The sequence below is a fragment of the Bacteroides sp. AF25-38AC genome (assembly GCF_003602995.1).
In the GTDB taxonomy this organism is placed as follows: Bacteria; Bacteroidota; Bacteroidia; order Bacteroidales; family Bacteroidaceae; genus Bacteroides; species Bacteroides uniformis.
Genome location: NZ_QTMD01000025.1, coordinates 58,364 through 81,997, shown reverse-complemented (window position 1 = coordinate 81,997; position 23,634 = coordinate 58,364). Strand labels below are relative to the sequence as shown.

General features: G+C 48.6%; 22 protein-coding genes. 12 read left to right on the top strand and 10 right to left on the bottom strand.

The features are described 5' to 3' along the window. Positions 1–156: 156 nt before the first annotated feature. From DWY55_RS16085 to DWY55_RS16070, 4 genes are all read left to right on the top strand, one after another. On the top strand, positions 157–468 hold the full coding sequence (locus DWY55_RS16085; RefSeq protein ID WP_005824875.1) for a metal-sulfur cluster assembly factor: 312 nt from the start codon (positions 157–159) through the stop codon (positions 466–468). A gap of 39 nt (positions 469–507) precedes the next feature. Next, positions 508–1,272, top strand: coding sequence for a UDP-2,3-diacylglucosamine diphosphatase (locus DWY55_RS16080; RefSeq protein WP_005824878.1), 765 nt, complete (start codon positions 508–510; stop codon positions 1,270–1,272). Between the two features lie 41 nt (positions 1,273–1,313). Then, positions 1,314–3,170, top strand: a complete 1,857-nt coding sequence (locus DWY55_RS16075) for a serine hydrolase (protein ID WP_035449873.1) — start codon at positions 1,314–1,316, stop codon at positions 3,168–3,170. A 99-nt stretch (positions 3,171–3,269) separates the two neighbouring features. Then, the gene (locus DWY55_RS16070; protein WP_008662841.1) at positions 3,270–3,482 is read left to right on the top strand and encodes a hypothetical protein; all 213 of its coding nucleotides are present in this window, start codon (positions 3,270–3,272) and stop codon (positions 3,480–3,482) included. A gap of 106 nt (positions 3,483–3,588) precedes the next feature. Here DWY55_RS16070 and DWY55_RS16065 read toward each other — a convergent pair whose 3' ends face one another. The 3 genes from DWY55_RS16065 to pta form a co-directional block, all read right to left on the bottom strand. Next, entirely contained in the window at positions 3,589–4,989 is a 1,401-nt protein-coding gene (locus tag DWY55_RS16065; protein ID WP_005824885.1) for an alkaline phosphatase, read from the bottom strand. A gap of 180 nt (positions 4,990–5,169) precedes the next feature. Next, on the bottom strand, positions 5,170–6,366 hold the full coding sequence (locus DWY55_RS16060) for an acetate/propionate family kinase (RefSeq protein WP_005834728.1): 1,197 nt from the start codon (positions 6,364–6,366) through the stop codon (positions 5,170–5,172). A 21-nt stretch (positions 6,367–6,387) separates the two neighbouring features. Beyond that, entirely contained in the window at positions 6,388–7,407 is a 1,020-nt protein-coding gene (gene pta, locus DWY55_RS16055; RefSeq protein ID WP_005824889.1) for a phosphate acetyltransferase, read from the bottom strand. A 322-nt stretch (positions 7,408–7,729) separates the two neighbouring features. On the opposite strand from pta, the gene DWY55_RS16045 reads away from it, so the two are divergent. Genes DWY55_RS16045 through DWY55_RS16030 form a run of 4 tightly spaced genes read left to right on the top strand, consistent with a single transcriptional unit; the run spans position 7,730 to position 10,786 of the window. Next, on the top strand, positions 7,730–8,068 hold the full coding sequence (locus DWY55_RS16045) for a CidA/LrgA family protein (protein ID WP_005824896.1): 339 nt from the start codon (positions 7,730–7,732) through the stop codon (positions 8,066–8,068). Next, the gene (locus tag DWY55_RS16040) at positions 8,065–8,760 is read left to right on the top strand and encodes an LrgB family protein (protein ID WP_005824898.1); all 696 of its coding nucleotides are present in this window, start codon (positions 8,065–8,067) and stop codon (positions 8,758–8,760) included. Before DWY55_RS16045 ends, DWY55_RS16040 begins: the two co-directional genes overlap by 4 nt. Positions 8,761–8,812: 52 nt before the next feature. Further along, a complete protein-coding gene (locus DWY55_RS16035) occupies positions 8,813–9,727 on the top strand; it encodes a DUF2156 domain-containing protein (RefSeq protein WP_005824900.1) in 915 nt (304 codons plus the stop codon). 42 nt (positions 9,728–9,769) lie between these two features. After that, the gene (locus DWY55_RS16030; protein WP_005834723.1) at positions 9,770–10,786 is read left to right on the top strand and encodes a GNAT family N-acetyltransferase; all 1,017 of its coding nucleotides are present in this window, start codon (positions 9,770–9,772) and stop codon (positions 10,784–10,786) included. A 2-nt stretch (positions 10,787–10,788) separates the two neighbouring features. On the opposite strand, the gene DWY55_RS16025 is transcribed toward DWY55_RS16030, so the two are convergent. The 4 genes from DWY55_RS16025 to folP form a co-directional block, all read right to left on the bottom strand. Next, positions 10,789–12,108: a TldD/PmbA family protein gene (locus DWY55_RS16025; RefSeq protein WP_008662830.1), complete on the bottom strand. Its 1,320-nt coding sequence runs from the start codon at positions 12,106–12,108 to the stop codon at positions 10,789–10,791. A gap of 22 nt (positions 12,109–12,130) precedes the next feature. Beyond that, positions 12,131–13,669 carry a TldD/PmbA family protein gene (locus DWY55_RS16020; protein WP_009037767.1) on the bottom strand — a complete coding sequence of 513 codons (1,539 nt, stop codon included), beginning with the start codon at positions 13,667–13,669 and terminating at the stop codon, positions 12,131–12,133. Between the two features lie 83 nt (positions 13,670–13,752). Beyond that, positions 13,753–14,517: a diadenylate cyclase CdaA gene (gene cdaA / locus DWY55_RS16015; protein ID WP_005824908.1), complete on the bottom strand. Its 765-nt coding sequence runs from the start codon at positions 14,515–14,517 to the stop codon at positions 13,753–13,755. Positions 14,518–14,543: 26 nt separating this feature from the next. Next, positions 14,544–15,395 carry a dihydropteroate synthase gene (folP, locus tag DWY55_RS16010; protein WP_009037766.1) on the bottom strand — a complete coding sequence of 284 codons (852 nt, stop codon included), beginning with the start codon at positions 15,393–15,395 and terminating at the stop codon, positions 14,544–14,546. Positions 15,396–15,579: 184 nt separating this feature from the next. Here folP and DWY55_RS16005 point away from each other — a divergent pair, with 184 nt between their 5' ends. Next, entirely contained in the window at positions 15,580–16,878 is a 1,299-nt protein-coding gene (locus DWY55_RS16005) for a UDP-N-acetylmuramoyl-tripeptide--D-alanyl-D-alanine ligase (protein ID WP_005834715.1), read from the top strand. A 2-nt stretch (positions 16,879–16,880) separates the two neighbouring features. Here DWY55_RS16005 and DWY55_RS16000 read toward each other — a convergent pair whose 3' ends face one another. Next, complete coding sequence (locus DWY55_RS16000) at positions 16,881–17,264, bottom strand: VanZ family protein (RefSeq protein ID WP_005824913.1); 384 nt, start codon at positions 17,262–17,264, stop codon at positions 16,881–16,883. A gap of 103 nt (positions 17,265–17,367) precedes the next feature. Between DWY55_RS16000 and DWY55_RS15995 the strand changes: the two genes are divergently transcribed. The 3 genes from DWY55_RS15995 to DWY55_RS15985 all read left to right on the top strand — a co-directional run bounded on the left by DWY55_RS15995 (position 17,368) and on the right by DWY55_RS15985 (position 22,141). Beyond that, positions 17,368–18,735 carry a sodium-dependent transporter gene (locus DWY55_RS15995; protein WP_005834711.1) on the top strand — a complete coding sequence of 456 codons (1,368 nt, stop codon included), beginning with the start codon at positions 17,368–17,370 and terminating at the stop codon, positions 18,733–18,735. A 6-nt stretch (positions 18,736–18,741) separates the two neighbouring features. Further along, positions 18,742–19,692 carry a helix-hairpin-helix domain-containing protein gene (locus DWY55_RS15990; RefSeq protein WP_120178151.1) on the top strand — a complete coding sequence of 317 codons (951 nt, stop codon included), beginning with the start codon at positions 18,742–18,744 and terminating at the stop codon, positions 19,690–19,692. A gap of 124 nt (positions 19,693–19,816) precedes the next feature. After that, the gene (locus DWY55_RS15985) at positions 19,817–22,141 is read left to right on the top strand and encodes a TonB-dependent receptor (protein ID WP_009037765.1); all 2,325 of its coding nucleotides are present in this window, start codon (positions 19,817–19,819) and stop codon (positions 22,139–22,141) included. Between the two features lie 2 nt (positions 22,142–22,143). Here DWY55_RS15985 and DWY55_RS15980 read toward each other — a convergent pair whose 3' ends face one another. Both DWY55_RS15980 and DWY55_RS15975 read right to left on the bottom strand, forming a co-directional pair. Beyond that, positions 22,144–22,803, bottom strand: coding sequence for an ABC transporter ATP-binding protein (locus DWY55_RS15980; protein ID WP_035449877.1), 660 nt, complete (start codon positions 22,801–22,803; stop codon positions 22,144–22,146). A 64-nt stretch (positions 22,804–22,867) separates the two neighbouring features. Further along, positions 22,868–23,578 carry a ThiF family adenylyltransferase gene (locus tag DWY55_RS15975; protein ID WP_005834703.1) on the bottom strand — a complete coding sequence of 237 codons (711 nt, stop codon included), beginning with the start codon at positions 23,576–23,578 and terminating at the stop codon, positions 22,868–22,870. Between the last annotated feature and the right edge of the window lie 56 nt (positions 23,579–23,634).

The following is a 23,634-nucleotide window of genomic DNA, read 5'->3' as shown; positions in this document are numbered from 1 at the left end:
TAATAGTAACACATTTATTAGTTTGTAAATGTGTCTACCTATATCAGGATAAGACAAACCCTTTCTGAAGTAATGAAAAGGAGGGCGTTCCTTTGCATTTTCAATTAAATTCCATAGCTTTGTTCTTTGAAAACCTATATATAAAACCCTACGAATATGACCAAATTTGAAATAGAAGAGAAAATAGTCTCCATGCTCAAGACCGTATTCGACCCGGAAATACCGGTAAATGTATACGACCTGGGACTGATTTACAAAATAGACGTCTCCGACCAGGGAGAAGCCTCCATCGACATGACGCTGACTGCCCCCAACTGTCCGGCAGCCGACTTCATCATGGAAGATGTGCGCCAGAAGGTGGAATCCATCGACGGCGTAACCTCCGCCACCATCAATCTCGTTTTCGAACCCGAGTGGGACAAGGACATGATGAGCGAAGAAGCGAAACTGGAACTGGGATTCCTTTAAATCAGTTGAAAGTTCAAAGTTGAAAATGGAAAGTTGAAAATGAAGAATGTATATTTCCTCTCGGATGCTCACCTGGGCTCACGAGCCATCGAACACGGACGAACCCAAGAACGGAGGCTGGTCAACTTCTTGGACAGCATCAAGCACAAGGCATCGGCCGTATACCTGCTGGGAGACATGTTCGACTTCTGGTACGAATTCCGTACCGTAGTGCCCAAAGGATACACCCGCTTTCTGGGCAAGCTGTCCGAACTGACCGACCTGGGAGTAGAAGTCCACTTTTTCACGGGAAACCATGACCTTTGGTGCGGCGACTATCTGACCAAGGAGTGCGGCGTCATGATACACCGCGAACCGCTGACCACCGAAATCTTCGGAAAAGAGTTCTACCTTGCCCACGGTGACGGGCTAGGCGACCCGGACAAGAAGTTCAAGATGCTGCGCGCCATGTTCCGCAGCCGTACCCTACAGACGCTGTTCTCTGCCCTGCACCCCCGCTGGAGCATGGAGCTGGGACTGAACTGGGCCAAGCACAGCCGCTTGAAACGCATAGACGGGAAAGAACCCGCATACATGGGAGAAAACAACGAATACCTGGTGCTCTACACCAAGGAATACCTGAAAAGCCATCCCAACATCAACTACTTCATCTACGGTCACCGCCACATCGAACTGGACCTGATGCTGAGCAGTACCGCCCGCATCCTCATCCTCGGCGACTGGATAAACTACTTTTCGTACGCCGTCTTTGACGGCGAGAACCTCTTCCTTGAGAATTTTGTGGAGGGAGAGACGAAGCTATAACCCGCATTTCCAAACTGTTAACCATCATACCATTACCACCCATGAAACCTTTAAGACTGAAAAACATGATTGCCGGATGCCTGCTCGCAGCAGGAGCATTGCCGATATGGGGACAATCCGGCGCCCCGACACTTGTCATCCGCATTGACGATCTCGGTGCCCTGCATTCCGTCAACGAAGCCTGCATCCAGACCTACCGCTCGGGTATTGCCCGCAGCGTGGAAGTGATGCCCGTAGCAGCCTGGTATCCAGAAGCCATCAAGATGCTGAAAGAAAATCCGGGACTGGACGTCGGCCTGCACCTCGTCATCACCAGCGAGTGGGAGAACGTGAAGTGGCGTCCGCTGACCCACTGCCCCAGCCTGACGGACGAGAACGGCTATTTCTACCCGATGATGTTCCCTAACCCCGCCTATCCGGGACAGTCCATCATGGAGCAGAAATGGGACATCAAGGAGATAGAGCAGGAGTTCCGCGCACAGATAGAGACGACGCTGAAAAGCATTCCGCAACTCAGCCATCTGTCCGGACACATGCTCTCCACCGGTTTCAGCAAGGAAGTGAACGAGCTGGTGCAACGGCTCGCCAAAGAATACAACCTGCCGTCCATCGACCGCATGGACTCCTCCAAGGACTACCGGTTTACCTACATCGGGTACGACGGCCCCAAAAGAACCGCCGAAGAAAAGGAGGCTAGCTTCATCAAAGCATTGGAGAAGTTGCAACCGGGCCAGCGCTACCTTTTCTTAGACCACCCGGCACTGGACAACGATGAAATGAAAACCGTCTTCCACATCGGATATGAGGACGTGGCGCTGGACCGCCAGGGAGTGACCGACCTGCTGACAAGCCCCCGCGTCCGGAAAGCCATTGAGGACAAAGGCATAAAGCTGATTTCCATCAACCAACTGACCAAGGGCCTGCCCCGCGCCGCCGCTACTCCGAAGCTGGACAAGGCCATGAACAGATATCTGGATGCCGTAAAGAAAGCCGGACAAGACCTGCACAGTATCATGATTGTGCAACACGGCAATGTCATTGCCGAAGAATGGATGGGCGAAGGGAAAGAGGATGAGCCTCACATCCTGAACTCCGTCAGCAAGACATTCACCGCCACCGCCGTGGGACTTGCCGCCTCCGAAGGCAGGCTGAAGCTGACGGACAAGGTCATCTCCTTCTTCCCCGACAAGCTTCCGGCAACCGTCAGCGAAAATCTGGCAGCCATGACCGTACGCGACCTGCTGACCATGAACTGCGGGCACGACACCGACCCCACCGGAACGGTACGCAAAAAGGCGGACGCCGATTGGGTGCAGGAGTTCCTTGCCTTCCCCGTGGAGCACAAGCCCGGTACCTTCTACACCTACAACAGCCTGGGAACCTACATGCTCTCAGCCATCGTACAGAAAGTGACGGGCGAGAAAGTGGTGGATTATCTCTATCCCCGTCTGTTCCGCCCGCTTGGCATCGTCAACGCCCGGTGGCAGGAAAGCCCGCAAGGCATCAATACCGGAGGCTGGGGGTTGTACCTCAAAACGGAAGACCTTGCCAAGATGGGACAACTGTTCCTGCAGAAAGGAAACTGGAACGGACAGCAGATTCTGCCCGAAGAATGGGTAAAGGAGGCATCTGCCTGCCAAGTGCCCTCACTGCCCGCCGGCATGAAACCGGAGATGCTGAAGAAAGCGAAGATGAGCGCCAAGACAAGCGACTGGCTGCAGGGCTACGGCTACCAGATGTGGCGCTGCCGCCACAACGCCTACCGTGCCGATGGTGCCAACGGACAATACATACTGGTGTTGCCGGACAAGGATGCCGTCATTGCCGTCACCGCCAACATCCCCGACATGCAGGCAGAGCTGAATCTAATATGGAAGTACCTGCTGCCCGCGCTATAAAACGTTTATTCTTATAAACGATTACGAAAAAGTGAAGGTTACCGGAACTTTTTCCCGGCATGGTTGTAATAACATCATAACATTAAAAACATTAGCGTCATGGATGATATGATTTACAGAAACGACCCGATTGCCGAAGAGAACATAGACCCGCACGGACGTCCGGCAACGGATGAATTCGAGGAATGGAGCGAAGAGGTCTCCGAACGGACAGATACCGGATACAAGGACCAGAAAATAAAATCTGCCAAGGAACGGGAGAAACGTATCCGGGAGATGGATGAAATTATAAAGAAGGACCTTAAGGAATAAATAGACAGCCACCACAGATTACACGGATTCTCACAGATTAGTCTCTTATACTTGATATCAGAGCTTCCAATCTGTGAGAATCCGTGTAATCTGTAGTGACTTTCTATTATTTGTATCCACCAGCCTTGGCTATGCGTTTCGGGATTTCCGTGTTGTCCATCTTACCCACGAACAGCTTGGAGCCTGCACCTACTGCGAATACCGGCACATATCCGGCTGTATGGCCACCGCTGGTCCAGCCTACCATGGCAATCTGGCTCATTACCTTCTTGGCGGCAACAGCCAGGGGCTCAGTCTTGGCATAAAGACTTTCCTCAAACACTACATGCTTGTTCACGAATGATTCTTCGTAAGCATCACGCAGCATCTTCTCCTGCTCCCAGCTCACCGGCAGTTCTTTCCAGAAACCCATCTTTTCTGCCAGGAATTCCTTCATTTCCGGCCAGTTGATAACCTTGCGCATCTTGCGTAAGTCCGTGATGGAACGTGAAAGGATATCCTGAGACTGCTTCTGCTTGGCAAGGGCTTTCAGTTGAAGCTCGTACTTACCGGTACCCAGACCCAGACCACCGGTTTCATGGTCGGCAGTTACCACAATCAGCGTTTCTTTGGGATGCTTCTTATAGAACTCGTAAGCCACCTTGATGGCGTTGTCCATATCCACCACTTCCTCAAAGACTGTGGCGGGGTCGTTTCCGTGGCAGGCCCAGTCAATCTTTCCACCTTCAACCATCAGGAAGAAACCCTTGTTACTGCCTTTGGTCAGGAAAGAGATGGCACTTTCGGTAATTTCGGCCAGCGTCAGGTCGCCTTCCTGGCGGTCGATGGCATAGGGCAGGCAAGAAGGCTCTGCCCCTTCTTTCTGGATAAGAATCATCTTGTCCGCCTGGGCAGACTTCGACTTATATTCGTCAAGGCCCCTTGCAACGGTATAGCCGGCTTCTTCAAAGATAGGGAAGATGCTCGGAGCCTCTTTCTTATCGGCAGTGGTAGTCGGTTTCAAGAAACCACCGCCTGCATAGAAGTCGAAACCGGCTTTCGGCAGGTCGAGGGCTATCTCGTAATACATGCCACGGTCCGGCTGATGGGCATAGAATGCGGCGGGAGTAGCATGGTCTACACTGACGCTGGTAGTTACCCCAACTTTCTTACCGGACTTTTTGGCTCTCTCGGCCACACTCTGAAGCACACTCTTGTTATCGTCCATACCAATGGCGCCGTTGTAGGTCTTTGCACCGGTAGCCAGGGCTGTTCCGGCAGCAGAAGAGTCAGTCACCGAGTTGGTGGCAGAAAAGGTAGTTGCCATGCTGGCAACCGGGAAAGAAGTGAACAGCAAAGGCTTTACACCGATGCGCCCTTCTTGTTCGGCCAGATACATCTCCGTACCGTTCACCTGGTTCACACCCATTCCATCACCGATGAAATAAAACACGTACTTCGCCTGCTGGGCATAGGCCATGCCGCTGGTCAGCAGTACAAAGAACAACACATACATTAATCGTTTCATAAGCAGTTCTTATTTAAAGTTATTCGAGAAATTGCCTTTATTGTTTTTAACCGAGTAACAAAGATAGGTATTTTAAAGGATTCGGAAAACATTTCGCCCCTACAAATACATTACATATTTGCAGGGGCGAAACCACATCCGGACTCCGGGAAGCCGGAACCGGGAAATATTACAGCGATATTACTTCTTCAGAATATCCATCGTGTCCGAAGCAATCATCAGTTCCTCGTCAGTGGGGATTACCACCACCTTCACCTGAGAATCTTCGGTAGAGATAACCATTTCTTCACCGCGTACTTTGTTCTTCTCGGCATCCAGCTTTATGCCCATGAATTCCAGGCCTTCACATGCACCCCAGCGGGCACTTGCCTGATTCTCGCCGACACCACCGGTAAATACCACGATATCCACACCACCCAAAGCAGCGGCATAGGCACCGATATATTTCTTGATGCGGTAGAAGTACATTTCTTCAGCCAGAACAGCCTTCGGATTGCCGGCAGCTACGGCATTTTCCAGGTCGCGCATGTCACTGGATTCACCGAAGATACCCAGCACACCGCTCTTCTTGTTCAGCAGGTTGGAGATGCCGTTGGCATCCAGACCCTCTTTCTCCATGATGAAGGAAACGGCACCGGCATCAATATCACCACTGCGGGTACCCATCATCAGACCTTCCAGCGGGGTCAAGCCCATGCTGGTGTCTACACACTTACCGTCCTTGATGGCAGTAATGGAACCACCGTTGCCAATGTGGCAAGTGATGATTTTCTTTCCTTCCGGCTCTACACCTAGGAACTCGCAGACGCGCTGCGATACGTAGCGGTGTGAGGTTCCGTGGAAACCATAACGGCGTACGCCGTACTTTTCATAAAGTTCGTAAGGCACGGCATACAGATAGGCATGCTTCGGCATGGTCTGATGGAAAGCCGTATCGAACACACCAATCTGCGGAACATTAGGCAGAATGGCAGATATTGCATTTACCCCCTTCAGGTTAGCAGGATTGTGGAGCGGAGCCAGGTCGTTGCAGGCAGTGAAGGCGGCAAGCACTTCCGGCGTCAGCCGTACAGACTCGCTGAACTTTTCGCCTCCATGCACCATACGGTGACCTACGGCATTGATTTCGTCCAAAGACTTGATGGCTCCATATTCAGGGCTTGTCAAAGTGTTCAGGATAAATTCCACACCTACGGTATGCTCTGGAATGTCCTTCTCAAGAACTTTCTTCTCGCCACTGGGCAAGGTGAACTTCAGGAAAGAGTCCTTCAAACCAATTTTTTCGATACCACCCTGGGCGATAACTTCTTTCCGGTCCATATCAAACAATTTGTATTTGATGGACGAGCTACCGCAGTTCAATACTAAGATTTTCATACTATATATCAGATTTAAAAGTTATTCAGCATTCTTTTTGGCAGCAATGGCCTGATTGGCAGTGATGGCAATCATGCGATACACATCCTCGATGGAGCAACCGCGTGAAAGGTCGTTCACCGGACGGGCGATACCTTGTAGGATAGGTCCTACGGCATCAGCATGTCCCAGACGTTGCACCAGTTTGTAGGAGATGTTGCCCACTTCGAGGCTGGGGACAACCAATACGTTAGCATGTCCGGCGATAGAAGAACCCGGAGCCTTGCTTGCACCTACTTCCGGCACCAAAGCTGCATCGGCCTGCAACTCACCGTCGATGGCAATATCGGGAGCCATCTCCTTGGCAATCTTCAATGCCTCAACCACTTTATCCACCACTTCGTGCTTGGCAGAGCCCTTGGTAGAGAAGCTCAGCATGGCAACTTTCGGGTCGAGACCGGCAACTGCCTGGGCTGTACGTGCCGTACATACGGCAATCTGTGCCAATTGTTCTGCATCGGGCACCGGAGTCACAGCCACGTCACCCATCACCAGGATACCGTTCTTTCCATATTCAGGAGCATGTGTCAGCAGCAGCATGGCACCCGAAACGCAAGTGATGCCCGGGGAAGTCTTGATAATCTGCAAAGCAGGGCGAAGTACATTACCCGTAGTGTTGCGTGCACCTGCCAACTGGCCGTCAGCGTCGCCGTTCTTTATAATCAGGCAGCCCAGATAAAGCGGATCGACAACCAACTTGCGAGCCTCTTCGATGGTCATGCCTTTCTTTTTGCGGAGCTCGCAAAGCAGTTGGGCATATTCTTCTTTCTTAGGATGGTCTTCCGGGTCGATAATGGTAGCTTTGTTTATATTTCCCAGCCCCCACTCTTTGGCACAAGCCTCTATCTCGGCAGGTTTTCCAAGGATAATCAAGTCGGCTACTCCGTCAGTCAGGATTTGATTGGCAGCTTTCAGTGTACGCTCTTCCGTACCCTCGGGAAGAACAATTCGTTGGCGGTTTGCTTTGGCACGCTCAACAATTTCGTTAATTAATCTTTGCATGATATTTTAATTGTCTATTAAGAATCGGCAGTATGTGTTATTCACGCCGCAAAAGTACACAATTTTGCAATATCTACATTGCAAACATCGGTCTTTTTACCGTTCAGACCATAATTATTATAATATTTAACATTAGGTATTCCCAGCATTCATGTGTACGCACACGTGCCCCTCTGCAACAAACAATTACCCGTCCGGCAGGAACAACCCGCCCGACTCTACAAACGACATAAAAAAAATCAGGATACAACGATAACAAGCAATACATAGAATACCTACCTTTGCAGCGTTTTCAACGTATAACAATAGGTATTATAATAATATGATTCGTCAATGCGCCATCCTTTTCGGATGCTTAGCTTTGGGTGAACTGATTGTTTTCTTTACGGGTATCAAGTTACCTTCCAGCATCATCGGTATGCTGTTGCTCACCCTATTCTTGAAATTGGGTTGGATTAAACTGCACTGGGTGCAGGGTATGTCCGACTTCCTGGTTGCCAACCTGGGCTTCTTCTTCGTACCGCCCGGTGTAGCTCTCATGCTTTACTTCGATGTCATCGCCTCCGAGTTCTGGCCGATAGTGACCGCTTCCATAATCAGCACCCTGCTGGTGATTGTAGTCACCGGATGGGTTCATCAACTAACACGTAAAATCAAATGAACTTTTTAGAAAACGAATTTTTCCTATTGGCTGTCACCTTCGGGATTTTCTTTCTGGCCAAACTCCTGCAGAAAAAGACCGGCATCATGTTGCTGAACCCCATCCTGCTGACAATTGCCATCCTCATTGTCTTCCTGAAGATGACACATATCAGTTATGAGACCTACAATGAAGGAGGACATCTGATAGAATTCTGGCTGAAACCCGCTGTTGTAGCCCTGGGAGTCCCCCTATACCTCCAATTGGAAACGATTAAGAAACAGCTGCTCCCCATCATGCTGTCACAACTTGCCGGCTGCATTGTGGGAGTTATCTCTGTCGTGCTGATAGCTAAATTGATGGGGGCTTCCGACGAGATTATCTACTCCCTGGCGCCCAAGTCGGTCACTACGCCGATAGCCATGGAAGTAACTAAGTCGCTGGGCGGCATTCCCTCACTTACCGCCGCCGTAGTGGTCTGTGTAGGCTTGCTGGGAGGAATACTGGGCTTCAAGACCATGAAACTGACCCACATCGGCAGTCCTATGGCACAAGGCCTTTCCTTGGGAGCCGCCGCCCACGCGGTAGGAACTTCCACAGCCATGGACATCAGCCGCAAATACGGCGCATTCGCCAGCCTCGGCCTGACCCTGAATGGTATTTTCACTGCATTGCTGACCCCAACTATTCTGCGATTATTAGGGCTACTCTAACAAAATCTTCTTATTTTTGTTATCTATAATCATAACCAACTAAAAACAACGTATGATTTCATTTAAAGATATCGAATTACAAGACAAAGAACTGATTACTTCCTATACACAGAACAGTCCGCGACGGAATTGTGACCTCTCATTCTCCAACCTATGCAGCTGGCGTTTTCTATACAATACAAAGTTTGCCATCATGGACGGCTTCCTCCTGCTGAAATTCTGGGCAAACGACGAACTGGTGTACATGATGCCGATAGGTAACGGAGATTTGACAAAAGTACTGGACGCACTGGTCGAAGACGCACACCGGGAAGGGGAACCTTTCTGCCTGCTGGGAATATGTTCGGGCATGTGCTCGGAACTGGAAGCCTTCATGCCCGGAAAATTCCAGTTCACAGCAGACCGGGACTATGCCGATTACCTCTATCTGCGTACAGACCTCGCCACGCTTGCCGGAAAGAAATTCCAGTCCAAACGGAATCATGTCAACAAATTCAAACGCACCTATAATTACGAATATACTCCCATCACTCCCGACCGCATCCAGGAATGTCTGGACCTGGAAGCCGAATGGTGTAAGGCCAACAATTGCGACCAGCATGAAGGAACGGGCAACGAACGTCGCGCACTGGTCTACGCCCTCCACAATTTTGAAGAACTGGGATTGACCGGAGGCATCCTGCATGTAGACGGCAAAATTGCCGCCTTCACTTTCGGAATGCCCATCAACCAAGATACCTTCGGAGTACATGTGGAAAAGGCCGACACCAGCATAGACGGAGCGTACGCAATGATTAACTATGAATTTGCCAACCATATCCCCGAACAATATGTCTACCTCAACCGTGAAGAGGATTTGGGTATTGAAGGATTGCGCAAGGCCAAACTTTCGTACCAGCCTGCCATTATTCTGGAAAAATACGTGGCATGCCTGAAAGATGAACCGGTGGAAGCTATCAAATGGTGAGAGTAAGGATTAGAGATTAAGGATTAAAAGGATAAGGGATTGATGATACGGGAAAAGGTAAAGAACTTATGGAAGCTCTGTTTCAATGATAGCGAGGAATTTACTGAACTGTATTTTCGGCTCCGCTACAACAATGATATCAATATTGCCATCCAAAGCGGCGAAGAAGTGATTGCCGCCCTACAGATGTTGCCTTATCCTATGACGTTCGAAGGAGAAGATATTCATACGGCCTATATATCCGGCGCCTGCACACACCCTGATTACCGTAACCGGGGCGTAATGCACGAGCTGTTATCACAAGCCTTTGCACGGATGCTACACAATAATGTCGCCTTATCCACCCTGATACCGGCAGAACCGTGGCTGTTCGACTACTATGGCCGCAGCGGTTATGCCCCCGTATTCCGCTATGCCGAAGAGACCTTTATCGCTTCCGGTACACCGACAGCCGATACGGGCCTTACTTTGGAAATGTCTGCCGAATATACTGAAAAAAGATATGAATATCTCGACCGGAAATTGCGGGAGCGCCCTTGCTGCATCCAGCATACGGAAGAGGATTTCCAGGTTATCATTGCCGATTTACAACTGGGACAGGGCTTCGTTTGCACATTGAGCAATGGGGAGGAAATCACGGCTTTGGCCATTACCTATCCGATAGGGAAAGCCAACTGGCGCATTGGAGAAATCGTGTCGGATACTCCCGCAACAAAAACTTTACTGCTTCAACATATCTGCCAAAGCTTGAATCTCCCGTCCATCCGGGTTCTCACTCCTCCCGCTACCGGTGAAAGCCAACTTTTGGGCATGGCACGCATCATCAATGCCAAAACCATGCTGCAACTCTATGCTACGGCCCATCCGGAACTGGAACTCAGCATTCATCTCACCGATGAGCAGGTCAGTGCCAATAACGGCTACTACTACCTGAACAATGGTAAATATATGAATAGTGCCAAGCGTCTGCCGGGCAGCCACTTGGCACTTACAATCGGTGAACTCACCGAAAAAATATTTGCAACATCAAGCCCATATATGAGCCTGATGTTGAACTAGCATTATAATCCGCTGAAGTCGACTCCCTCAAATACCAGCGAAGGAATCTGCCATGAACGGTTCGGTTGAGGGTCATTGCCCACAGCAACCAAGGAATTCCATAAAGTAACCATGTTACCCGTCACATTCATTTCGTTGACGGGCTGTGTCAGCTTGCCGTCTTCAATAAGGAAACCCTCTATACCATAAGAGAAGTCACCGGTACTGCTATTGCTGTTACCGCCATTGAAGCCCGTAACCAAGATGCCTTGTTTAATATCTGCAACCAATCCGTTCAGGTCCTTATCGCCCGGTGTCAGAATTAGACGTGAAGGTGCACTGATAGTAGGAGCTATATCCATCTTCTTACCATTGTAGGTATCGATGAAATAAGTTTTCAGCACGCCTTTGTCAAAAACAGTGCGGGGTTCGGTAGCCACACCCTCATTATCGAAATAGCGTGAACCGTTTGCACCGATAGCATGCGGCTCGTCACGCAACGTGAAGAGGTCGGAAGCCACTTTCGTATCCAGCTTGTCCATCAGGAAGGAATTCTTTTGTTGCAAAGCACTGCCATACAATGCACTTAGCATCGGGCTGAGCAGATTTCCCACATTCATAGGGTCAACCACCATTGTATATTTACCCGACTTTGCTTTCTTCTGTCCCAGCTTGCGCAATACGCGTTCCAATGCCTTGGCACCGATTCCCGCCTTCGTCAATTTATCATAGAACAGAGCCGAGTCGTACCAGTAATCCTGAGGGCGAGCTTCGCCCTCTCCCTTAATGGATACACTGGCTGAGACAGAGAACCAGGTACTCTTCGACTCGCCTTCAAATCCGTTGCTTATCAAACGATAGGAAGAACCCTCACCATCACTATAAGAAGAATCAACCGAAATGATACGCTCATCCTTGCCCAATACCTCCTCTGCAGCAGCACGGGCAATCGCCACTTTATCATCCGGGTTGACTTCATAGAGTTTCTTATCAAAAAGCTGCAAGTCAGGCTTGCCTCCTTTATAGTAGCGTGCAGGGTCGGCCAGCATACGCGACTCATCCACCGCCAGATAGCGGGTAGACTCTATACCATTCGTGATAAGAGTTTCCAATTCTTTCTTATCCAGCCGATTGGTGGAAAAAGAGCCGAAACGTCCGTCCACATAAAGATTCAATCCCAAACCATTCTCCGTAGACTGCTGCAAACGGTCCATTTTGCCGTCACGCAGTTCAAAAGAAGAATTAGAATTTGTATATAGCACCAGTTTGGCTGCCTGGCAACCGTTCTTCAAGGCATATTCCATTGCCCATTGTGCCAATTTCTTATTGTCGTCTGTAATCATGTCTTTAATTGATAGTTGATAATTAACTTTCTCCTCCTACAGTCAGCTTGCTGACTAGTGCCGATGGCATACCGCAGGTAACGGGACAAGACTGACCGTCTTTACCACAAGTCCAAGTACCGTTGTCAATCTTATCGTTATTTGCCACCATCGTGATGTCAGCCAATGCTTTCGGACCATTACCGATGATATTTATATCCTTGACGGGCTGCGTCAGCTTGCCATCCTCAATCAAGTAACCCGACTTCACAAAGAAGGTAAAGTCTCCGGCACCGATTTGCACCTGGCCATTGGTAAACTGGTCACAATAGATACCTTTCTTCACGGTGGAGATAATGTCCGCTTCCTTCATATTGCCGGCTTCCATATAAGTGGCACGCATACGGGGGATAGGAGTATTACGGAAAGTATCGCGACGTCCGTTTCCGGTAGGAGCCACCCCGTAATGCTTGGCACTGATGCGGTCGTGCAGATAGCTGGTCAGGATACCTTCTTTCACAATATAGGTCTTCTGGCCTTCCACACCCTCATCGTCAAAGTTCACGGCTCCGCGGTTGAAGGCAATGGTACCATCATCCACCACATTGATATGCTCGTTGCACACCTTCTTGCCAAACAAGTCGCAGAAGATGGAAGTACGCTTACGGTTAAAGTCAGCCTCAAAAGCATGTCCTATGGCTTCGTGTAACAAGATGCCCGAACCACCCGCTCCCATCACGACAGGCATTTCACCGCCTTTGGGCTTCACTGCCTTGAACAAGATGGAGGTCTTATCCACAGCTTCACGCGCAAGGGTATCCACAATATCGTCCGTCATGAATTCAAACCCTTTGCGGTAAGAACGACCGGCATAACCGTTCTCCATTTTTCCATTCTCTTCCATAATACACACGGCCATGAAAGAGACCATTGGGCGGTAATCATAGTAGCTCACGCCCTCTGAGTTACAGAATAAGACATGAGAAGTACTGTCTACAAGAGACGCCTGGACCTTGCGCACCCGGTTGTCCAGAGAAAAAATCTTTTCGTTCAGTTTCTCCAGATAAGGAATCTTTGCCTTAAGGCTCACGTCTTCCCAAGGTTCGGTGACGGCATAACGGCTTTTGGCAATCGTCTTCTCCGTCAGCCCCACAGGCTTTCCGGCCTTACCCGAAGAAGCTATACGGGCAGCCGTACGGGCAGCACGCAGCATTTCTTCTACGGTCACGCCTTCTACATAGGCATAGCCAGTCTGGTCGCCTGCTAATACGCGCACGCCCATACCGAAGTCAATGTTGGCTCCACAATTGTTTACTTTACCGTCCATCAGAACCACACTATTATTAAACGTGTGCTCAAAATAGAGGTCGGCATAATCTCCGCCTTTTTCCAGAGCGGCAGCCATCACTTTCTTCAAGTCAGCTTCCGTCACGCCAAAGTGAGCCATTGCCGAAGCTACGGCAGACTGATTATCTGCTCCTCCCAAAGCTCCGCGTACTGACGCAGGCATAGCCAACGAGGGTACTGCCAGCGAGCCTAACATCGCCAGACTTCCCGTCCGTAAGAAATTTCGTCTATCCATCCTTTTCAGTTATTAGTTATAAGATATTGTTTTTATTTTATATCATAGTTATATGACGTAAAAATAGGGGATTTTGTCACACCTCAGCTTTCCTTTGTTAACAAACTTTCCAATTCCTCAGCATTTAAGCGCAGATAGAATTGTCCTTTATAAGCCACTGAAATACCTCCGGTCTCCTCCGATACAATGATAGCATGCGCATCAGACACCTGGGAAATTCCCATGGCAGCACGATGCCTCAGCCCCAGTTCCTTAGGAATGTCCAGATTATGGGAAACAGGCAGGATACATCCCGCCGCTTTGATACGTTTCTTACTGATAACCATCGCTCCATCGTGCAACGGACTGTTCTTAAAGAAAATATTCTCAATCAGACGCTGGTTTATATCGGCATTGATAATTTCTCCCGTACGCACCACATCATCCAAAGGCAAATTATGTTCAATGACAATCAAGGCACCAACCTTCTGCTTCCCCATGCTGATACATGCCATTACCACCGGCATGATGTCGTCATGTTCCAACTTCTCTTTCTTATTGCCGGTGAAGAAGCGTACCAGCGCACTGGCATGCTGATGCGAGCCGAGTGTCAGCAAGAAGCGCCGTATCTCGTCCTGAAACAAAATGATAAGCGCCAGCACGCCCACACTGACCAGCTTGTCGAAGATGGAGCCGAGCAATTTCATCTCCAGCACCTGCGACACCACCAGCCATATCAGGATAAACACCAGGATACCCGTAAACACATTGATAGAGCCGGAGGCTTTCATCAGCTTATACGTATAGTACAGCAAGAAAGCCACTAACAGAATATCTATAAAATCTTTTATTCCAAATTCAAAAAACACGATATTGAATGATTAGGGGTTAGGGATTAGGAATTATTTCGCATGGCTTGCACAATCCGTACGGTTTCCACGGCTTCTTTCACGTCGTGTACGCGGAGAATGTCAGCACCTTTCAGCAAACAGATGGTATCGAGCACCGTAGTACCATTCAGCGCCTCCTGAGGAGTAATGTCCAACAAGCGGTATATCATCGATTTACGTGAAACGCCTACCAGCAAAGGCAACTCAAAAATACGGAACTCTTCCAGATGGGACAGCAATTCATAGTTATGCTCCATTGTCTTTCCAAAGCCGAAACCGAGGTCCAGAATGATGTCTTTTACACCTAAGTCACGTAATTGCTGCACCTTGCGCGCAAAATACAAGAAAACCTCTTTCAGAAGATTGTCGTAATGAGGATGCTGCTGCATACTTTGCGGAGTGCCTTGCATGTGCATCATAATATAAGGTACGTTCAATGCCGCAACGGTATGGAACATATTCGCATCCATCTCACCGGCCGCAATATCATTGATGATGGCAACACCATACTCTTCCACACACATTCTTGCCACATCCGCCCTAAAAGTGTCTACCGACACCACAGCATCCGGCTGTATCTCAAAAAGTATTTTCAGGCCCATACGCAACCGTTCCATCTCTTCCCTGGCAGAGACATTGTCGGCATTGGGACGGGAAGAGTAAGCGCCTATGTCAATAATGGCCGCTCCCTCCGAAACTATCTGTTTCACCCGGCGTGCTATTTCCACCTCTGTCTGTGTACGGCTACCGGCATAAAAGGAATCGGGAGTAACGTTCAGTATGCCCATGACACGGGGTTGAGAGAGGTCGAGCAGCGAACCGTTGACATTTATATATCGGGCAGTTGTAATTTCCATAGGCAGTCTGTTCTATATAGTACCTGCAAATGTAAACAAAAAAGTGGTTTCAAAATACATAAACTCATAAAACTGATAAGTTTTTTGCTTGTACCCGGGAAGGGAGAGGATTAAAACTATATCTTTGCACGATGGTTTACCACAGATTACACAGATTCACACAGATTGATTTAATTATAAAGTCATGGATATAACAGCTATACATCAGATATTCCTAACATGCACCAGTGTCACTACTGACAGCCGTAACTGCCCCCAAGGCTCTTTATTCATTGCGCTGAAAGGCGAGTCGTTCAACGGAAATGCCTTTGCCGCCCGGGCGCTGGAAAGCGGAAGTGCTTATGCCATAGTGGACGAAGAAGCCTATGCCCCTGAAGGCGATACACGATACATCGTGGTGGAAAACAGCTTGAAAACCTTGCAACAACTTGCCAATTACCACCGTCGGCAGATGCGTACACCCATCATCGGCATTACGGGTACAAACGGAAAGACTACTACCAAGGAACTGATGTCCACCGTACTTTCGCAAACTCACAACGTGCTCTATACCTTGGGAAATTTGAACAATCACATCGGTGTTCCCCTCACCTTGCTTCGCCTGCGCCCTGAACACGACCTTGCCGTGGTGGAAATGGGTGCCAGCCACCCGGGAGACATCAAGGAGCTGGTAGAGATAGCCGAACCTGACTACGGGATCATTACCAACGTAGGAAAAGCCCATCTGGAGGGATTCGGCTCTTTTGAAGGAATCATCAAGACCAAAGGAGAGATGTACGACTATCTGCGGACGCGGAAAGAAGCTACCATCTTTATCCATAACGACAACCCCTACTTGAAAAAGATAGCCTACGGACTCCACCAGATTGCCTACGGCAGTGAGGACGGGCTGTACATCAACGGACACGTCACCGGCAATTCTCCTTACCTCACCTTCGAGTGGAAAACGGACAACGAAAGCAAATATCACGAAGTACAAACCCGGCTTATCGGTGAATATAACTTCCCCAATGCTCTGGCAGCTGTCACCATCGGACATTTTTTTGGTGTGGAACCGGAGAAAATAGACAAGGCACTGGCCGGATATACCCCGCAAAACAACCGTTCACAACTGAAAAAAACAGCGGACAACACTCTGATTATCGATGCCTATAATGCCAATCCCACAAGCATGATGGCTTCCATTAGTAACTTTCGGAACATGCAGGCCGAAAACAAAATGTTGATATTGGGAGATATGCGGGAGTTGGGTAAAGACAGTGCCGACGAGCACCAGAAGATTGCAGACTATCTGGAAGAATGCGGATTCAAGGATGTAGTTCTTGTAGGGGAATTGTTTGCCGCCACACGCCACTCTTATCAGAGTTATCCCGATGTAACCGCACTCATCGCAGAGCTGCAAAGAGAGAAACCTTGCGGGAAAACAATTCTGATAAAAGGGTCGAACGGCATCAAGCTAAGTTCCGTAGTTGAATACTTATAATCCTATTTCATCCTTGGCCTTAAAATGAAATAGCCGACCATTGATGCAAGCACCGCTCCCGTGGTATTGGCCGCAAAATCCAGCCAGTCTCCACCACGGTATGTCGTGCAGTATTCTTGCAGCAACTCCACCATTCCGCTGAACAAAACGGGACAGACAAACGCCCCTGCCCATGCATGCCATAAAGGGGCGTTGTCTCTCCGGTGAGCGCGAAGAAACTCCAGCCACAGCATTCCTGACATGCCGAAATACATACAGATATGCACCACCTTGTCTATATTGGGAATCTTGCTTATTTCTGTAGAAGGCGGTTTAAAGAATGAAAGATAAATCACCGTCAGAATAATAAAAAGCGACACCGGATATTTCTTAATATAATATAGCATATACCAAATTATCAACGAACTGTGCGCAAAAGTACAGAACATTTTCTATATTTGCATGTTTTAGCTGGTATTAATAACGAATTGAAAGAAAAATCTACGTTTTATGACAAAAAGTGACAGAGCCAACTTCGGAAGCAAATTAGGCGTCATACTTGCCTCGGCAGGCTCCGCAGTCGGTTTAGGCAATATCTGGCGTTTCCCGTTTGAGACCGGGAATCACGGAGGTGCGGCATTTATCCTTGTATACTTGGTTTGCGTGCTCATTCTCGGCATCCCCATCATGATTGCAGAATTCCTCATCGGCAGGCGCTCGCGTGCCAATACGGCAAGGGCTTATCAGAAATTGGCACCCGGCACGCATTGGCGCTGGGTAGGACGTATGGGCGTACTGGCCGGATTCCTTATTCTGGGATATTACTCCGTTGTGGCAGGATGGACGCTTGAGTTTATCGGCGAAGCGGCTACCAACAGTTTTGCCGGGAAGTCGGCAGCCGATTTCATCGCATCCTTCAACAGCTTTGTCAGCAACCCCTGGCGTCCGGTCATCTGGCTGGTGCTGTTCCTGCTGGCCACCCATCTCATCATTGTCAAAGGAGTGGAAAAAGGTATTGAAAAATCAGCCAAAATCATGATGCCAATGCTATTTGTCCTATTGATAATCCTTGCCATCTGCTCCATATCCCTGCCCGGAGCAGGAGCAGGCATTGAATTCCTGTTGAAACCGGACTTCAGCAAAGTGGACGGCAATGTGTTCCTTGGAGCCATGGGCCAGGCATTTTTCTCCTTGAGCTTGGGGATGGGATGTCTCTGTACATACGCTTCTTACTTCCGCAATGATACGAACCTGCCCAAAACGGCACTCAACGTGGCGGCTATCGACACCATGGTAGCCATTTTGGCAGGATTCATCATCTTCCCTGCCGCCTTCTCTGTAGGCATCAAACCGGATGCGGGTCCTAGTCTGCTATTCATCACCTTACCTAATGTCTTTCAGCAAGCGTTCGGCAATATTCCCTGGCTGGCGATACTGCTGTCTCTGATGTTCTATATCCTACTGGCATTGGCAGCACTTACTTCCACCATTTCCCTGCACGAAGTGGTAACTGCCTATCTACATGAAGAGTTCAAGTTCTCACGCAGCAAGGCAGCCAGATACGTGACAGCGGGCTGTATTTTCTTAGGAGTATTCTGCTCACTGTCTCTCGGTATCGGCAAAAGCTATACCGTATTCGGGCTAAACCTATTCGATTTGTTCGACTTTGTAACGGCCAAGCTAATGCTACCGTTAGGCGGTTTCTTCATTTCCATCTTCATAGGCTGGTATCTGGACAAGAAAATCGTATGGGAAGAAGTCAGCAACAATGGCACTCTGAAAGTATCCGTCTACAAGCTATTGATATTCATCCTGAAATATATTGCTCCGATAGGAATTGCACTGATTTTTATCAATGAACTGGGTTTTCTGAAATAGGCCATCATGCAGAACCCCTTTAAAGAATTCCTTTATTTCTCCCGGGGAGAAAGGCGCGGAATACTGGTTTTGATTACCGGCATTATTCTCGTCTTTCTCTCCGGGTATATTTATATATACCAAAGAGAGAACCGCCCCCTCTCCGATGAAGTAATCCGGCGGCAGGCCACTGCCATGGCAGAATACGAATCGTTCATCGCATCCATACAAGAAAAGGAACAAAAATGGGACAACAGACTTAAACCTTCCTCCCAAAAACAACCGACAACCGTCTCCTTGGCCCGTTTCAATCCCAATATCGCCGACTCCGTCATTTTTTGCCGACTGGGACTGCCCGGATGGATGGCGCGGAACATACTCCGCTACCGTAGTAAAGGAGGGAAGTTCCATAAGGCAGAAGATTTCCGGAAAATATATGGAATGACAGAAAAACAATATCAGACACTCTTACCCTATATCCACATCACTCCGAAAGACACAGAAACAAGAACCGTCCAGTTGTACAGCTCTCCTGCAAGCAATGACAGCGCCGTTACTTTCCGAATTGCACCGGAAAAATATCCGTCTGGGACCCTTGTCGACCTAAACCGCGCCGACACCACAGAACTGAAGAAAATACCAGGCATCGGTAGTGGCATTGCCCGTCTAATCATCGGTTATCGGCAACGCTTGGGAGGATTCTACAACATCACGCAATTACAAGAAATCCATTTGGACACCACCCAATTGCAGTCCTGGTTTTCCATCGACACCCGGGCCATCCACCTCATCAACCTGAACCGTAGTAGCATAGAGAGGCTGCGTAACCATCCTTACATCAACTTCTACCAGGCAAAGGCCTTTGTAGAATACCGGAAGAAGAAAGGCGACCTTCATAGTCTGAAACCTTTTGCACTTTACGAGGAATTCTCCGATACCGATTTGGAGAAAATCAGTCACTACGTTTGCTTTGAATAACAGCATCATGCAACATTTTTCAATGTCTGATGCAACCTTTTCACCAGTCATTTCGTCTAACAAGCAGAAACACCCTAAAAACAGGAAGGCCTACTGCAATAAGGATTAGAACCATCGTATCAATATGAAAAAATTAATGATTATAACCATGCTGCTGGGCAGTATGGCACAGAATGCTTTTGCTCAAAAAATAGAAATAAAAGGAACCGTCCGCGATGCTTCCGACAAGAGTATAGAGTATGTCAATGTGGTATTACAGACCATCGACTCTACTTTTGTCGCCGGTGTGACCACAAGTCCAGAAGGAGAATTCATCTTCAAGAACACGGCTGCCGGAGATTACAGACTTGTTCTTTCCAGCATCGGGTATAATACCGGATACATCACCCTCAATGGAGTAAAGCGCCATACCGACCTTGGACCAATCGTATTAGACAGTGCTTCTATCGCACTGGAAGGAGTGACTATCACCGGCTCCAGCCAAATCAGCCGTGCCGACCGTAAACTGGTTTTCCCATCCGAAAGACAAATGAAAACTTCCACAAACGGAGTGAATCTGTTGCAGGAACTGATGCTGCCACGTATTCTGGTCAACCCCATGAACAATGAGATTGGATTGTCCGGCGGTGGAGAACTGCAATTACGCATCAATGGAGTCAAAGCCGAAATAGACGAGATAAAAGCCATTCGCCCTGCCGACATTATACGTATAGAGTACCATGACAATCCGGGACTGCGCTACGGTAATGCCGAAGTCGTTTTGGACTACATAGTGCGCCGTCCCGAAACGGGCGGAAACTTCGGTGCCGACATTTCCCAAGGATTGAACACGATGTGGGGAAACTATAATCTGTACGGCAAAGTAAACCATAAAAAATCAGAATTCGGCTTCTCCTACTACATGGGACCGCGGGATTTTAACGGCATGTACCGCGACAATGAAGAAGAATTCCACCTGGCAGACGGCACTACACTCAGACGCCTGGAGAAAGGAGAGCCCAGCAAGGCAACCATGTGCCAGCACAACCTAAACGTAAATTATAGTTTGCAGGCTTCTGAGAATTCCCTTTTCAGCGCCACCTTCCGCCTTCGAGGAAACAATCAGCCACACTGGGATTATAAAGGAACTCTCTATAATGCCAATGATGAAACGGACGTGGTAGACATGACCGACCGTACCGACCAGAGCTGGACACGTCCCTCACTGGATTTGTACTACCAACAGAATCTGAAAAACAAGCAAACCCTGGTATTCAATGTAGTAGGCACCTATAATCGGGAAAAATCGCAGCGGCTCTACCAAGAAAGCACCCCGGGGAACATATTGACCGATATTGACAACAATATCCGAGGCAACAAATACTCCCTGATTGCCGAGGCCATTTATGAGAAGCAATATTCCAAGGGGAACGCATTGAGCTTCGGTCTGAGCCATACACAGTCCTACTCTAACAATGAATACAGAAACGGGCATTATTATGAAACCAATATGCACCAAGAGAACACATACATATTCGGAGAATACCGTGGAAAGATAGACAAACTAAACTACCGGCTGGGAGTGGCCATGACTCGTTTCTACTATAATCAGAGCGGCAAGGACAAATCTACCGAGAACTACAGTTTCAACCCGAGTATCGTTCTGCACTATGCCATGTCAGACAACTCCTACCTCCGCTGGAAGGGAAACATCTATAACGCTTCTCCTTCATTGGGCGACCTCAGCGATGTGGAGCAAGCAGTGGACTCATTCCAGATACGTCGTGGCAACCCGCATCTGAAATCATATATGTGCTATCATACGGAACTGACTTACGAATGGAAAAAAGGCATCTTTTATACCAATCTATGGGGAGCCTATGACTATCGTCCCAATGCCATTATGGACGAGAAGATTCAAGAAGGCAACAAAATAGTGCAGACTTGGGACAATCAGAAGGATTGGCAGAAACTCTCCGGGCGTGCCATGCTCCGCGTAGGACCCATCCGCGACATTCTGCAATTTTCTTTTACGGGCGGTGTCAACCATTACATGAGCCATGGCAATCACTACTCGCATACCTACACCAACTGGTTTTGTGAGGCAGAAGCCTCATTAAACTACAAACAGTTCTCTCTGTTCTGGCAGATAAACACCAATTGGAACAATTTCTGGGGAGAAACCCTCTCGGGAGGAGAAAACATCCAGATGTTAGCTGTATATTACAAGCATAAGAATCTTCGGGTAGGAGTCGGTGCATTCAATCCTTTCACCGACAACTATAAAGTACAAAGCGAAAACTGGAATAAATTCGCATCCTACAAGACAAATAATTATATAAAAGAAAGCTCCCGCATGTTCCTGGTGAACTTTTCCTACAACTTCTCGTTCGGCCGCAGTTTCAAGACAGCACAGCGGAAGGTAAACAACAGTGACAATGACTCGGGAGTAATGGGCACGGGGAAATAGGCTCAGACCATTTTATTGATTTCCCCGTCAATCAGATGTATCGTCCGGTCGGTGAGCTGCGCCAGTCCTTCATCATGGGTTACGATAACAAACGTTTGTCCGAAACGGTTACGTAAATCAAAAAAGAGCTGGTGCAGTTCTTCCTTATTATGGGTATCCAAGCTGCCGGAAGGTTCATCTGCCAGCACCACTGCTGGATGATTGATGAGAGCACGGGCCACCGCCACACGCTGCTTCTCACCTCCCGACAACTCATTCGGCTTGTGGGAGGCCCGTTCGGCAAGCCCCATGAATTCAAGAATTTCCGTAGCCGCCTCCTTGGCTTCCTGCTGTCCTCTTCCGGCAATGAAGGCTGGTATCATTACATTCTCCAAAGCCGTAAACTCCGGCAGCAGTTGATGGAACTGGAACACAAAGCCGATATGGCGGTTGCGGAATGCGGAAAGTTCCTTCTCCCTCATACGGTTGACTCGTGTACCGTCAATAACCACCGAACCGCCATCCGGCATATCCAACGTACCCATGATTTGCAGCAAGGTAGTTTTACCCGCTCCACTGGGGCCTACAATGCTGACAATCTCCCCTTTCTCTATCTCCAGGTCAATACCCCGCAACACTTGCAGGTTACCGAAACTCTTCGTTATATTCTCTAAATGAATCACTAGGCTATTTACAATTTGACAATTTACTATTTACTATTTGATAGTTTTCTTTCAAGTGCTATTACTATAGTCTTTTAATTACATATTCGGCCAAATAGCAGCCAAAAACTGCGGGCATGTAGCTCACTGTTCCACAGGTGGACTTCTTGTTCATCTCGTCGTCCGTCAGCAAAACGGCATTCGGATCAGCCTGTTCGGTGCTGAAAACAACTGGAAGTTTCCGCTTTATGCCCATTTTTTGCAGACGCTTACGCACAGCCTTGCTCAACCCGCAATGATAGGTATCCCAGATATCGGCAAAGCGCACTTGCGAAATGTCACTCTTTGCTCCTGCCCCCATGCTGGACACTATCTTGATATGCCGCTTCATGCTTTCCGCTATCAAGTGGCATTTTGGAGCAAGCGTATCGATGGCATCCACCACAAAGTCATAAGCCGCATCATCCAGCAGTTCCGGTATGTTCTCATCTTTCAAGAATACGGGCAACACTCTCAGTTCCAGAGCCGGATTAATGTCCCTGAAACGTGATGCCAATATCTCCGCCTTCTTTTGCCCCAGGGTAGAATGCAGAGCCGGCAACTGACGGTTTATATTCGTAGGCTGCACGGTATCGGCATCGACAATCGTCATCCGCCCCACTCCGGCACGGCATATCATCTCGGCCGCATAAGCACCTACACCACCCAGTCCTACGACAAGTACATGTGCCCGGCGCAGGCGTTCCATTTTTTCATCTCCTAATAAAAGTTGCGTTCGTTGTTGCCAATCTTCCATTTTCACCACAGATTACACGGATTTACACAGATTTTTGTCAATTATCAATTGTCAAT

Bases quoted from the DNA above. Each gene is read 5' to 3' on its own strand.
- DWY55_RS16085 (WP_005824875.1), top strand. From the start codon at position 157: ATGACCAAATTTGAAATAGAAGAGAAAATAGTCTCCATGCTCAAGACC.
- DWY55_RS16080 (WP_005824878.1), top strand. From the start codon at position 508: ATGAAGAATGTATATTTCCTCTCGGATGCTCACCTGGGCTCACGAGCC.
- DWY55_RS16075 (WP_035449873.1), top strand. From the start codon at position 1,314: ATGAAACCTTTAAGACTGAAAAACATGATTGCCGGATGCCTGCTCGCA.
- DWY55_RS16070 (WP_008662841.1), top strand. From the start codon at position 3,270: ATGGATGATATGATTTACAGAAACGACCCGATTGCCGAAGAGAACATA.
- DWY55_RS16065 (WP_005824885.1), bottom strand. From the start codon at position 4,989: ATGAAACGATTAATGTATGTGTTGTTCTTTGTACTGCTGACCAGCGGC.
- DWY55_RS16060 (WP_005834728.1), bottom strand. From the start codon at position 6,366: ATGAAAATCTTAGTATTGAACTGCGGTAGCTCGTCCATCAAATACAAA.
- pta (WP_005824889.1), bottom strand. From the start codon at position 7,407: ATGCAAAGATTAATTAACGAAATTGTTGAGCGTGCCAAAGCAAACCGC.
- DWY55_RS16045 (WP_005824896.1), top strand. From the start codon at position 7,730: ATGATTCGTCAATGCGCCATCCTTTTCGGATGCTTAGCTTTGGGTGAA.
- DWY55_RS16040 (WP_005824898.1), top strand. From the start codon at position 8,065: ATGAACTTTTTAGAAAACGAATTTTTCCTATTGGCTGTCACCTTCGGG.
- DWY55_RS16035 (WP_005824900.1), top strand. From the start codon at position 8,813: ATGATTTCATTTAAAGATATCGAATTACAAGACAAAGAACTGATTACT.
- DWY55_RS16030 (WP_005834723.1), top strand. From the start codon at position 9,770: ATGATACGGGAAAAGGTAAAGAACTTATGGAAGCTCTGTTTCAATGAT.
- DWY55_RS16025 (WP_008662830.1), bottom strand. From the start codon at position 12,108: ATGATTACAGACGACAATAAGAAATTGGCACAATGGGCAATGGAATAT.
- DWY55_RS16020 (WP_009037767.1), bottom strand. From the start codon at position 13,669: ATGGATAGACGAAATTTCTTACGGACGGGAAGTCTGGCGATGTTAGGC.
- folP (WP_009037766.1), bottom strand. From the start codon at position 15,395: ATGGAAATTACAACTGCCCGATATATAAATGTCAACGGTTCGCTGCTC.
- DWY55_RS16005 (WP_005834715.1), top strand. From the start codon at position 15,580: ATGGATATAACAGCTATACATCAGATATTCCTAACATGCACCAGTGTC.
- DWY55_RS16000 (WP_005824913.1), bottom strand. From the start codon at position 17,264: ATGCTATATTATATTAAGAAATATCCGGTGTCGCTTTTTATTATTCTG.
- DWY55_RS15995 (WP_005834711.1), top strand. From the start codon at position 17,368: ATGACAAAAAGTGACAGAGCCAACTTCGGAAGCAAATTAGGCGTCATA.
- DWY55_RS15990 (WP_120178151.1), top strand. From the start codon at position 18,742: ATGCAGAACCCCTTTAAAGAATTCCTTTATTTCTCCCGGGGAGAAAGG.
- DWY55_RS15985 (WP_009037765.1), top strand. From the start codon at position 19,817: ATGAAAAAATTAATGATTATAACCATGCTGCTGGGCAGTATGGCACAG.
- DWY55_RS15975 (WP_005834703.1), bottom strand. From the start codon at position 23,578: ATGGAAGATTGGCAACAACGAACGCAACTTTTATTAGGAGATGAAAAA.